This window comes from Streptomyces sp. NBC_00647, assembly GCF_045207245.1.
GTDB lineage: Bacteria > Actinomycetota > Actinomycetes > Streptomycetales > Streptomycetaceae > Streptomyces.
Genome location: NZ_CP109040.1, coordinates 3658944 through 3671149, shown reverse-complemented (window position 1 = coordinate 3671149; position 12206 = coordinate 3658944). Strand labels below are relative to the sequence as shown.

The window sequence follows — 12206 nt, the reverse complement described above, 5'->3', positions numbered from 1 at the left end:
GTGCCCGGCCTTACCGGTGCCTGGCCCCACCGGTGTCCGGCCCCACCGGTGTCCGGCCCCACCGGTGTCCGGCCCCACCGGTGTCCGGCCCCACCGGTGTCCGGGAGGCGCGTGTCCTCACACCGCCAGTGGTTCCAGGTCCCGGTATATGCGGCGGTCGTCCGCGGCGACCCGGGTCATCCCGTTCTCGTCGCCGAGCAGGGAGCGCAGCTCCGCCAGGGCCTCGGCGCGCATGCGGCGGGCCTCGTCCTTGCGGCCCAGCGCGGCCAGGGTCAGTCCGGTGTTCGCCACTATGGCGAGGGTTTCCGGATGGTGGGGGCCGAGCACCACGCGGAGGGTCTGGACGGCGTTGTCCTCCAGTTCGCGGGCCTCGGCGAGACGGCCCTGGTCGGCGAGGACGTTGGCGTAGTTGATGCCGGTGAACAGGGTGTGGGGGTGCTTCTCCCCGAGGACGTCGCCCATCCGGCGCAGCACCTTGCGGAACACCTTCTCCGCCTCCTCGGTGTCGCCGCAGCCCCAGTGGAAGATCCCCAGGTTGTTGAGCGCGGCCTGGGTGTACGGATGGGCCTCGCCCGGCACCTTCATGTACTCCGCCAGGGCCTCACGGGCGACCTCGCGCGCCGCCTCCCGCTCGTCCGCCGCGAACAGGTCGGCGGCCATGTTGAGATCGCAGGCGAGCGAGTCGGGCGTCGGCGCCTCGTACTGCTTCCGGTACTGGCCGCGCGTCGCCGTCGTGAGCCGTCGGGCGTCCTCGAACTGGCCCGCCCGGCGCAGCGACACGGCGAGCGACTTGGCGCAGCTCAGCGTGCCCGGGAAGTTCTTGCCGAGGATGCGCTTGTAGGCGTCGTAGGCGCGGGAGAGGAGCGAGACGGACTCGGCGTACCGGCCGACCTCGCGCAGATCGCGGCCGAGGCGGGCCGCCGAGGCGAGCGTGTACGGGTGGTCGGGGCCGAGGACCTCGACCCGCCGGTCGAAGGTCTCCTGGTCGAGGACGCGGGCCTCGCCGTAGCGGCCGACCATGCGCAGCGCCAGCGCGAGGTTGTTGGCGGCGCTGAGGGTGCGCCGGTGCGACTCGTGGAAGATCTGGCTGAAGCCGTCGTGCGCCTCGCGGGCGAACTCCACCGCCGACTCGTACACCCCGAGCGCCGCGAGGTCGCTGGCCAGGCTGGACATGGTGACGTACGTGTGGGGGTGCGAGGGGCCGAGAACCCGCTTCTGGCGTTCCAGGAGCTCGGTGTTGATCTCGCGGGCCTCCACATAACGCCCCTGGGAGCGCAGGACGTTGCCGAGCTGGGCCCGCAGGTACAGGTACTGGACGTCGTCCTCGCCGAGGATCGGCTTCCAGTGGTCGAGGAGGTCCTTGGCGAGCGCCTGGGCGCCGGGGAAGTCACCGCGCTTCCACAGGTAGCGGACGCGGTCGATGAGCAGCCTGCGGGTCCCGGCCTCGGTGCAGTTGCGGGCGTCGGAGGCCGAGGCCGGCAGGTGCGGCCAGATCACCGCGAAGCGCGGCCAGGTCTCCGGGTCGTCGATCGGCTCGTCGCCGTCGGGCCGGCAGCCCGCGAGGACCGTGTGCACCACGTGCCGGGCCTGCCGCTGCTCGTCCTCGCTGAGCTGCGAGCGGATCACGGCCTGCACCAGACGGTGGACCTGGATGCTGTTGCTGACCTGGTCGACCTTGGCGAGCGCGAACCGGCCGATCTCGCGGATCACCCGGCCGAGCAGCAGACTCTCCTGGAGAGCGGGGTCGTAGGGCCGCAGAGCGTCGATCATCTCCTTGCTGTAGAGCAGGTGCGAGGAGATCGGCTCGGCCGCCATGAACGCGCACAGCTGCAGCAGCCGTACGGAGGCCGGGGAGCGTTCGCGCAGCCGGGCTATGGAGATGTTCCAGGTCGCGGCCACCGTCTTCGGGTAGTCGACGGCCTGGTTCAGGTCCAGCACCTCGGTGGTCTGTTCGGCGAGCTGACGCAGATACTCCTCGATCGGGGTGGCCGTCTCCGCGAGCCAGGCCGCCGCCTGTTCCACCGCGAGCGGCAGATCGCCGACCGCGGTCGCCACCCGCTCCGCCTCCTTGACGCTCAGCCCCGAGGCCCGCCGGGTGAGGTGCTCGACGCTCTCCTCGCGCAGGAACACGTCGATGGGCAGCGAGGCGCCCTGCTGGGCCCAGGCCTGGTTGCGGGAGGTGACCAGGATGTGCCCGCCGCCGCCCTCCGGGAAGAAGCGCTTGAGCTGCGCCGGGTCGTCGGCGTTGTCGAAGACCAGGATCCAGCGCTTGGTCGGCGCCCCGCGGGCCAGCATCCGCACGGCTTCCTGGCTGGCCAGGTTGATGTCCTCGGCGCTGGACGCGCCGATACGGGCGGCGAGCTCGGCGAGCGAGGAGACGACGTTGTCGGGGTCCTCGGCGGAGATCCACCACACCAGGTCGTAGTCGGCCATGAACCGGTGCACGTACTCCAGCGCCACCTGGGTCTTGCCGACGCCACCCAGTCCGTACAGGGCCTGCGGCTGCGGCAGGACGACCGAGATGCCGCTGCCGAGCTGGTCGCGGACATGGTCGAGGATGACATCGCGCCCGGTGAACATGCTGTTGCGCTGGGGCGCGCTCCAGATCGCCGGGGTGCTGCCGGGGAAGCGGGGCCCGGACGCGCTGCCCTCGAGGGGCCGGCCCGGCAGCTCCAGGGCGCCCAGCAGGGAGCTGACGCACTGCGTCTCGTCGAGCCGGTGCAGATCGACCGGGTTGCGGTCGAGGTAGTACTGCGGCAGATGGACCTCGTCGACCCGCACCGGGACGATCGTGCCCTGCCCGGCCTCGCCGTCCACCTCGGCCAGGGCGCGCCAGACGGGCTCGGCGTGCCGCGACTTGCGGAACGCCTTCGACAGCAGCACGAGGGTGCGGGTCGCCGGGTCGGGATGTTCGACGGGTCCGCTCGCGATGTCGTGCGGGGTGACGTTGCAGCCGGCCCGCTTGAGGAGCGACTCGATCCAGTCGGCCCAGACGCGGTTCTCCGCGGTGTACGCGATCACCACGTCGGCCGCGGTCGTCATCGGCCGCCGCCGCAGGAACGCGTCGCGGCAGCGCAGCCGCACCGGCTCCGGCACCGGAGGCAGGACGGTGATCTCGCCGTCCGAGATCACCGCGGTGAGCCGCTCGAAGGCGGACAGCAGGGAGTTGGCGATCCCGCTCTCGTCGCCCACGGTGGCGAGGGTCTCCTCGTAGGCGTAGTACGGGCGGTACGGGATCTCGACGGCGCCCCAGTAGGCGGTCAGCTCCTCGCCCGCCAGCTCCTCCCCGCCGAGCCCCTTGGGCAGCCCGTCGAACTTCAGCCGGGCCAGCGCGCGGCCGGCGTCCACCTTCTCCTTCTCGCCCTCGTCGATCCGCATCGGCACCGGCAGGACCCGGATCTTGCGCGTGCGATAGCCGTCCTCGACGCTGCGGGCCACGGCCGCCGCGCCGTCGAGGGACTGGTCGCTGAGCGTGAAGCAGTCCACCAGCACGTCGGGCATCTGCACGGTGCAGATGTCGGCGTTGTCGGACAGTCCGGTGCGGCTGTCGATCAGGACGTAGTCGTAGGACGCCTTCATGTCGTCGCGGAGCGCGTCGAGGAAGAGCCCGCCGCCGAGACGTTCGTAGAAGTTGTCCCATTCGAAGGACGACACGCTCGCCGAGTACGAGCGGTCCTGGCGCCCGGCGGAGAGGAAGTCGAGGGAACCACCCTCCTGGAACCGCAGTCCGAGCCGCTCGGGCGTCAGCGAGATGGCGTGCTGTTCGACGCGCGCGTAGTCCCGGTGCCACGGACCGGAGCGCTGGGTTCCGGTGGTCGCCGCCCAGGCGTACTCGTTGATGAGGTCGATGACACCGGTGGTGGCCGCGAGTGCGTTGGGATTGAGGAAGGGATGGAAGAAGCGGTGCAGGCCCGGGGCTTCCAGGTCCCAGTCCACGGCGAGGACGCGCTTGCCGTTGGCCGCGAGGATCCAGGCCGTGTTGGCCAGGGCCATCGTGCGGCCCGTGCCCCCCTTGTACGAGTAGAAGGTGATGATCCGTCCGTCCTGCACGGCCGTCATGCTTCTTCTCCTCCGTGGTCGGATCCGCCTTCGGGCAGCGGCGGGTGGGTGGGGCCCATCAGACGGGGCCGGCGGATCGGCGGACCCGCGGGCGGATGCGCCTCGGCGTGCTTGAGGTACTGCCGGGTCGCGTGCGCGACGACGACAGGGAGTACGTCGGTGAAGGCCTTCAGGGTGGGTACGCCGTTGACGGCGGAGCGGCAGTCGGCACGCCGTCCCCGGTCCAGGATCACCGGCAGCGTCCGTTCGAGGTCCGCCGCCAGCTTGCGGCCCTCCTCGCCGTGGCACTGGATGTCCGCCCGGTTCCAGGGGACGATCGCGCTGATCCAGGGACGGGCGCCGGCGTCGAACGCCTTCAGCCTGCGCGCCCGTTCCTCGTCGGTGAGCGCCCACCGGTCGATGAGCAGAATCCCCGGGTGGCTGGGCCCCGCCTTCTCCGAGTCGTCCGATTCCAGGCCGTCGTCGGTGGCCTCGTCGTCGAAGGAGGACACCGTGATCCGGTAGTCCAGAGACCGGATCAGCTCCTCGGCGAGGGAGGGCAGCGAACGGGTCGACTCCGAGTGGTACGGATTCCAGTCCTGCGCGTCCTCGCCGTACGGGCGGACGTCACGATGCTCGGGAATGGTGTGCCGGGTGGGCGCCGCCACCGTCAGATGGATGCGCCGGGGGCCCTCTCCCCGCGGCTTGAACGCGCTCGGCGTGCGCTCGTAGGGCCGTGGCCTGCTGGAGGGCAGCGGAGAATCCTGCGCGATCTGCACGATCCGCTGCGCCAGCCCGAGAACCGTTTCCTCGTACTCGTCGCGCAGCCGGTTGAGCTTGATCAGACCGTAGATCCCGTTGGCCGCGTACCGGTCGCCGAACTGGGCGTGGTCCACATGGATATGCCGTACGGAATCGGGGAGTTGGGCATAGTCGATATGCGTCCACAGCGCCGGGACGATCGCCTGCACCGCACCGGTCCCGGTCGCCCGGGCCCGCAGAATACGTTCGTTGAAGGCGAACCATTCCCGGCCGCAGCTCTCACTGGTGAAGTAGCGCGGCGAGAACAGCGGCACGAACACCCGGCAGGTGGCGAGATTCTCGCTGAGCTTCTCCGGCCAGCCGTCCCCCGAGCGCATCTCCCGGTCCATGAACCCGGCGGGTATGCCGGCCGGCAGATCGGTCAGGGCCATGATGTGGTCGCACAGATCGGTGAAGAGGACCTGCACCCAGTGGTCCGGATCCCCGCCGCCCAGCCCCCAGGCAGGCGTGTGGGCGTAACTCAGAAAAAAATAAGGCCGGTTGTCCGATGCCCGTTCAGGTATGTCCACGCGCCCCCCTGCTGTGGATGAGCCCCTACGGGATGTTCACCTGGCCGGAACCAACAATCTTCCCGACCGAGCGCCCGCACGGGTCGCCTCTTTCACGTCAAACCCTGGCGATATCCAGACATCTGGACTCCGACCGGATCGACGGCATCCCGCGTCCCGAAGAGCCGCACCGGTCACCTCGCCATTTCCCGTTCCTTCGCGAGATCACGCGGCGGCGCGCCCCGATCGCCCCCGGCGCCCCCGCCGGGCGGGCTTGGGTCGCGGCCGGTGGGCGGGGCCCGCCGCGTACGGCACCCGGCGTGGTCCGTGCACGCCGGGCGTGCACGCCCGGCGCCGCATCACCCACGCCGGCCGGCCGGGTCGGCCGAGGAGCGGCGCGCGCTCACCAGCTCGCCGCGCAGTTCCGCCGCCAACACCCTTCCCGTCTCGGTGAGTTCGCCGTCGGGGCGGGCGGCCAACTGGTCCAGGGCACGGCCCGCCCGTTCCAGCGCGGCGGCACGCCGGTCCGCCTCGCCCGCCCAGTAGCCGGCGTCGCCCAGCTCGCGGCTCGCCTCGTCGAGCAGCCGGCCGGCCCGGGTGCCCGGCACGTTCAGGTCGGCCGTCTCGCGCAGCGCGGAAAGCCGCGCGAGGCGTCCGGCGCGCGGCAGTTCCCGTACGAGGTCCTCCGGCTCGAAGTCGACGGCCACACCGAGCGCGCCGAGCCCGTGCGCGCCGAGCCGTACGCCCGTTCCGGCCGCGAGCGGGGTGACGGTGGTCAGCCGCGGCGCGTTGACACCGGCCTGCCGGACCCGGCCGCTCTCCTCCATCAACTCGTACGCGATGCCCAGGCGTTTGGCGAACATGTCGAGTTCGTCGGCTCCCAGCGGAGGGGCGACGGGCACGGGGTAGCAGTCGCGGAGGGGGTCCGCGTCGTCGAGGAGCAGCCGGGTGCCGTCCGCGACGGCGACGGTGCGCAGGCGCCGCCAGCCGCCGGAGGTCTCGCCGGGGCCGTACTCGTCGCCCCGGTGGGTGCGCACCCGCAGCTCACCGGCCTTCACCGAGACGGTGACGGGGCCCGGATCGCTGAGGGTGAGGGTGCCCAGGGTGGGCAGGTGCAGTTCGGCGGTGGGCTGGTGCCAGCCGAGTTCGAGGTCGGCGCGGGCGTTGACGGCCGCGACGACGACGGCGCAGGCGAGCGGCGCCGGGCCGGTGAGTCTGCCGTGCAGAGAGTTCTTGAGCGTGGTGTGCAGATACGGGTGGGTGAGGATCTCGTCGACGTACGGCGCGGTCGACGGGTCCGCGTCGAGGTCGAGGAAGGCGCGCCACACCTCGTCCCAGCCGGGCTCGCCAGAGTGCCGGGCGGCCACGACGGGAATCAGATGGCGGACCAACTCCTCCTGTGCGTAGCAGAGTTCGTCACGGTCATGGACCGCGGGACTGAGCGAGTGGTCGGTGACGCGCTCGGCCACACCGTCGACGAAGGCCCGCAGGTCACCACAGAAGACACTCGGGTTGGCGAAGCCGTGGCCGGTGCTGTAGCGGTGGGCGTACAGACCCCCGCCGCACGATTCGATCACCGGGCAGCGGCGGCAGGTGGCACTGACACCCGCGAGCCCCAACTGGCGGGCCCGCACCCCGGGATGCCGGGCGAACTCGGCGAAGGTGTGCCGGAAGACGTCGTATCCGGTGGACGGGGCGCCGTCGTACGCCGTCTTCAGTGAGTCGGCCTGCTCGAACGTGCCGTCGGTCTCCACCACCGCGAGGTCGCTCGGCGCGAGGCCCATCGCCTCGGTCAGCGGCGGCCCGCCCCGGAGCGTGCTGAGGACCGACTCGAAGGTCCGCACCCCGACGGTGCGGCCCTGTTCGTCCCAGCGGTCGAAGATCCGCAGCAGCCAGTCGGCGTAGGCGGTGGGGGAGTCGGCCGGCCGGTTCGGCGGGCTGTCCCAGGTGGAGTGCGGCAGCAGGTAGTCGATGCGGGGCGGGTGCAGGGAGGCGAGAGCGTCGTGCACCGCGACGGGATCGTTGGCCACGTCCACGGTGCACAGCAGGCCGCTGTAGAGGTGCCGGTACTCGGGTCTGCGCAGCAGGCCGATCGCGCGCAGCACCCGTTCGTGACTGCTGCGTCCGCGGCGGTCGCGCCGGTGCCGGTCGTTCGCGGCGCGGTCGCCGTCGAGCGAGATGCTGACTTTGACGTCGAATTCCCTGAACACCTCGAGATACCGGGTGTTCAGCTGCACGCCGTTCGTGTGAATACGGAGATCGAGCGCTGTCACCGGGGTGATGATGCGAACGAGTTCCGCACAGATGTCTCGCATGCGGGCGGGACCCACGAGAAGGGGTTCCCCTCCGTGCAGGATCACGGAAACGGAAGGGAGTTTCTCTTCCTCCGCATAGTCCGCGAATCGCCGGGCCACTTTCCCGAGCGTTTCCTCGGAAATAAAGGTCGGGCGCCCTTTCCAGCTCTGATCGGCGTGCTCGTACACATAACAGTGATCACAGGCGAGGTCGCATCGACTGTGGATCTTGAGGACGAGTTGCTGGAGCGGAGCACCCGCAGTTGCAGTCACCCGACAAAGGCTACTCGTCGGAGGCTGTGTCAACTCCTGATCGGGCGAGTCAACTCAAGGCCCAAGCGCTCTGGTTGAGGCCGGCTCGCAGGCGGTCCACTCGACGGAGCGTGAGGAACCCGTCGGGGCGACTTCGATCGAGAAGGGGAAGGAATCCCGGTCGGACGAGGAACCTCCCGCCACCAGGGAGAATGAGTTCGGGATCATCCCGAGTGCCTCGCCGCAAGGTTGCAGCGGCAGGGGGCAGGGTCCGTTAAGGTGGCTACGCAGTCATTGGCTGTCCGAATAGCAATGATCTGCATTTGGGCGGGCTTCAGCACAGAGGCCCGGTTCCTGGCGGCTACCAGGAACCGGGCTTGCGCCGGAGCCTCGAGGCGGGTCCGGCCGACCACGTGACGGCCGGGCTCGCTTCATGCCTGCCCGTCCCCGCCCGGCTACGCCTCGATCATCACGGCCCTAGCGGGCCAACTGTTCTACACAGCCGGCGACCGCCGCCACAGTTGCCAGGACTGCGATCAGAATCCTTACCCAGTGAGGGTCAGGGGTCTGACCGGATCCCTGCTGCTCGGGTTCTTGCTGCTCCATTTCTCACCCCAGATCGACAATGAAGCCCCCCGGGTGACCCGGGTCCCTCGGCCGTTGTGGACGAGGTGCTGGCGATCGATGAGGAGTGGGTTGTTCAGTATGCCGACTTCGACGGGGACTTCAGGAGTTCGAGGGACTTTTCCGTCGCATCGCGACTTTACTCGGCTGTCCTTGCCCCGGTGTCCTCAAGCTACAGCCCGACGGACGAGTTCTGTGCGCTGGTCGACTCTTTTCCGGCATCTGTGAATCGACGAGTCGACTCCAGTACCCGGACGATTCGGCGTGTGCTGCGAACTCCATGATCATTCGGAGCGGCGCGGTCGGCCGCGCGTAGGAAAGGGCGCACCGGCGGCAGTTGCGGTGCCGTCAGGAGCGCCCTGTGGTGAAGCTTTGAGGTCAGAGAGCCGAGTCGAAGGTGATCGGCTTGCCCGGACGGCGTCCCGGGATGTCTGTCACTCGTCCGGCGGACCTTACGGCGGCAGTCCCGAGCGGGTCGATGGCCGACAGGGGAGTGTGCGGCCGGCGCATGGACTTGGGGGCGGCGGAGCGGTGCGTCGCCTGCGTCACCGGAAGGTTCATTTTAGGACTTTCGCTTGGTGGGTAGCTACTGGCGGAGGGTACCAGCCGGACCTATCGCGCCACGGAACTTCAGGATTACAGCGTCAATCCTGCGCCGTGATTTCCGCAATTGGAACGCGGCCGGTCGTGTGAATCCCCCGGCTCCCAGGACAGCGGGGTCCGGCGGGGGAGACGTCAGTTCGGCGGGTGCGGGGTGCTCACAACGGTGACTGCCAGGTGAGCGTCGTGCCGGGGTCATCGCCGTCCGCGGGGGCGTCGTCCCGGACGGTGAGGCGGACTCCGGGCCGGCCGTCCGGCAGGGTGGCCGTGGCGTCGACGGCGACCTCGATCCGGGACACCCCGGCACGGCGTGAGGCGGCGGCCAGCGCACGGCGCAGAGCGGCGACGAGTTGCGCGCCGACGGACTCCGGGACCCGGTTCTCCACGGCGCCGGTGAACCGCGTGGATGGCTGAAAACCGAGCAGAGCCGCCGCACCCGCGGTCTCGCGCAGCACCTTGCCGCGGAAGGTGGTAGGAGCGTCTGCGGGCGGCTGCTGCAACGCGAAGATGGCCGTCCGGACCTCTTGCACGGTGGACCGGAGTTCTTCGACCGCGTGGCCGAGCGCGGCGCGCACGTCCTCTTCTGCCGAGTCCTGGTCACCGGACTCCTCGTCACCGGACGCCTCGTCACCTGAGTCCTGGTCACCGGACTCCTCGTCACCGGACCCCTCACCGTCGGAGTTCCGGCCGTGTCCGTCCCCCGTACCGGCGGCGTCGCCGGTCTCCTCCGTCCGGCTTCTGCGCAGCGTGGACTCCAGCATCATGCCGGTCGCGAACAGCCGTTGTACGACCAGGTCGTGCAGGTCGCGGGCGATGCGGTCCCGGTCCTCGTACACCGCGAGGCGCTCGCGGTCGTGCCGGGCGTCGGCGAGGACCAGGGCGAGCGCGGCCTGTGAGGCGAACTGGGTGGCCAGCCGGCGTTCGACCGGTGTGTACGGGCGGTCGCCGCGTCCGCGCGGAAGGGCCAGCGTGCCGATGAGGCGGCCCTCGGTCTGCAGGGGCAGCATCATGCTCGGCCCGAACCGGGACCGTACGGGCGTCGTCATCCGCGGATCGGTCGCCGAGTCGTCGATGAAGACCGGCTCCCCGCCGAGGAGTTGCTCGAGCACCGGGCTGCCGGGCGCGATGGTGGTGCCCACGATGCCCTCGGGGTCCTCGTGGGTGGAGGCGGCCACGATCTCCATGCCGCCCTCCTCCGTGGGCAGGAGGACGACGCCCGCCGAGGCGCCCGCGAGAATCCTGGCGCGTTCGGCGACCGTCAGCAGCGCGTCGTCGGCGGTCCCACCGCTGAGCAGTGCGGTGGTGACGGCGGCGGCGCCCTCGATCCAGCGCTCCCGCTGCCGGGCCGTCTCGTACAGACGGGCGTTGGCGATCGCGATACCGGCCTGCGTGGCGAGCAGACGCACCAGCTGCTCGTCCTCACCGGTGAAGGTGCCGGAGGACTTGTCCGCGAGGTAGAGGTTCCCGAACACCTCGTCGTCGACCCGGATGGGGACGTCGAGGCAGGTGTCCGCCGCGGAGGACCGGGGGGAATCGGGACCGGGGGAGGACCCGGACCCGGCGTCGAGCGGGCCGGCGGAGGAACCGGTACCGGGGCCGGGCGCCGGCTCCGCCGGGTGAGGATCACGGTGCCGGTGCTCGGGTCCGTTCTCCGCCGGGAGCGGTTCCGCCGTACGGATCCGAACCAGCCCGTCCCGGCCCGGGTCCGCCATCCCCAGCGCCGCGTACCGGGCCCCCGTCAGCTCGGCCGCACCGTCCACGATCCGCTGGAGCGTGGCCCGCAGTTCGAGTTCGGTGCCGACGCTGAGGACCGCTTCGAGGAGAAGCGGGAATCCCGGCACGGGGTCGGTCATGCGAGGCTCTCGGCCGCCGGGGCGTCAGCGCGCCAGCGGGTCCAGGATCAGTGGCGCGATCTTGCCCTCCAGCATGTAGCCGAGGCCCTGGACGGCACAGACGTCGGGCCGCTCGGCGATGTGGACGGGCATACCGGTCGCCTGCCGCAGCATCTGGTCGAGCCCGGGGAGCAGCGCGCTGCCGCCGACCATCATGATCCCGCGGTCGGCGAGGTCGGCCACCAGATCGGGCGGGCAGGAGCGCAGGACCTTGCCGATGCCGTCGAGCACGGCCGTCAGCGGCGTCTCGATCGCCATGCGTACGGCGGCGGTGTCGACCTTCACGGACCGGGCCAGGCCGGTCGCCACGTCCCGCCCGTGGATCTCGGTCAGGGCCGGGCCGTGCGGGGTGAGCCCGTTTTCGGAGAGGGCGAGCTGCAGGGGCCGTACCGCCTGACTCGGCAGCATCAGCTCGTGCTGGTGGCGTAGGTGCTGCACGATCGCGTGGTCGACGGCCTCCCCGCCGACCGGAATGCGCTCGGCGGTGACGATCGAGCCCAGCGACAGGACGGCGAGCTGGGTCGCGGCGGCCCCGCACACCATGATCATGGTTGCCTCGGGCCGCTCGACGGGCAGTCCGCAGCCGACCGCGGCGGCGATCAGCGTGTCGACGAGTTCGACCCGGCGGGCGCCCAGCCCGACCAGCGTCTCGATCGCGGCGCGCTGCGCCAGCGGGTCCGCGTCGTGCGGGGTGCAGGCCGCGGCCCGCAGCCGGGGCTTGCGGCGCAGGGTGCGGCGGACCTTGTCACCGAGCAGATGGCGCAGCATCCGCTGCGCCATGTCGATGTCGACGACCGTGCCGCCGGACACGGGACGCACCACCCGGATGTAGTCGGGCGTACGGCCCGTCATCTTCTCCGCGAACTCCCCGACCGCGATCAGCGCGCCCGTCCTCGTGTTGATCGCGGCGACGCTCGGCTGGTCGACGACCAGGCCCGCGCCCCTCACATACACACGGGTCCTCGCAGCGCCCAGGTCGACGGCGAAGTGACAGCGGCGCAGCTGCTCCAGACTGGCGGTCATGGCAGGTCCTCCCGAGAGCGCAGACCATGGGGCTCCGCCGGGCGGCGGTCCTCTCTCGCATCCTGCGCGCGCAGGGCGGCGGGCGCCCTTTTTGGAGGGCCGGGCGGGGTGCCGCTGGACGGGTGGTTCTGCGGCGCTCGGGCCCCGGCCGAGGCGCCGCGGCGGTGCGGAAC

Annotated in this window: 6 protein-coding genes; all 6 read right to left on the bottom strand. The window is 70.9% G+C overall.

Annotated features, from left to right (window positions below):
- Nucleotides 1-117 precede the first annotated feature (117 nt).
- The 6 genes from fxsT to OG788_RS16120 all read right to left on the bottom strand — a co-directional run bounded on the left by fxsT (nucleotide 118) and on the right by OG788_RS16120 (nucleotide 12033).
- Nucleotides 118-4059, bottom strand: coding sequence for an FxSxx-COOH system tetratricopeptide repeat protein (gene fxsT / locus OG788_RS16145; protein WP_406371557.1), 3942 nt, complete (start codon nucleotides 4057-4059; stop codon nucleotides 118-120).
- Nucleotides 4056-5369 (bottom strand): TIR-like protein FxsC, encoded by a 1314-nt coding sequence (locus tag OG788_RS16140; protein WP_351538980.1) that lies wholly within the window; start codon nucleotides 5367-5369, stop codon nucleotides 4056-4058. Before OG788_RS16140 ends, fxsT begins: the two co-directional genes overlap by 4 nt.
- A 338-nt stretch (nucleotides 5370-5707) precedes the next feature.
- On the bottom strand, nucleotides 5708-7915 hold the full coding sequence (gene fxsBH, locus OG788_RS16135) for a radical SAM/SPASM protein FxsBH, inactivated beta-hydroxylase extension form (RefSeq protein ID WP_406371554.1): 2208 nt from the start codon (nucleotides 7913-7915) through the stop codon (nucleotides 5708-5710).
- Nucleotides 7916-8896: 981 nt separating this feature from the next.
- A complete protein-coding gene (locus OG788_RS16130) occupies nucleotides 8897-9079 on the bottom strand; it encodes a hypothetical protein (RefSeq protein WP_351538974.1) in 183 nt (60 codons plus the stop codon).
- A gap of 197 nt (nucleotides 9080-9276) precedes the next feature.
- Nucleotides 9277-10971 (bottom strand): GAF domain-containing protein, encoded by a 1695-nt coding sequence (locus OG788_RS16125; RefSeq protein WP_406371552.1) that lies wholly within the window; start codon nucleotides 10969-10971, stop codon nucleotides 9277-9279.
- A gap of 24 nt (nucleotides 10972-10995) precedes the next feature.
- Complete coding sequence (locus tag OG788_RS16120; protein ID WP_406371550.1) at nucleotides 10996-12033, bottom strand: rod shape-determining protein; 1038 nt, start codon at nucleotides 12031-12033, stop codon at nucleotides 10996-10998.
- Nucleotides 12034-12206 lie beyond the last annotated feature (173 nt).

Excerpts from the sequence above, each read along its gene's own strand:
- fxsT (WP_406371557.1), bottom strand. The coding sequence starts at position 4,059 with ATGACGGCCGTGCAGGACGGACGGATCATCACCTTCTACTCGTACAAG.
- OG788_RS16130 (WP_351538974.1), bottom strand. The coding sequence starts at position 9,079 with ATGAACCTTCCGGTGACGCAGGCGACGCACCGCTCCGCCGCCCCCAAG.
- OG788_RS16125 (WP_406371552.1), bottom strand. The coding sequence starts at position 10,971 with ATGACCGACCCCGTGCCGGGATTCCCGCTTCTCCTCGAAGCGGTCCTC.
- OG788_RS16120 (WP_406371550.1), bottom strand. The coding sequence starts at position 12,033 with ATGACCGCCAGTCTGGAGCAGCTGCGCCGCTGTCACTTCGCCGTCGAC.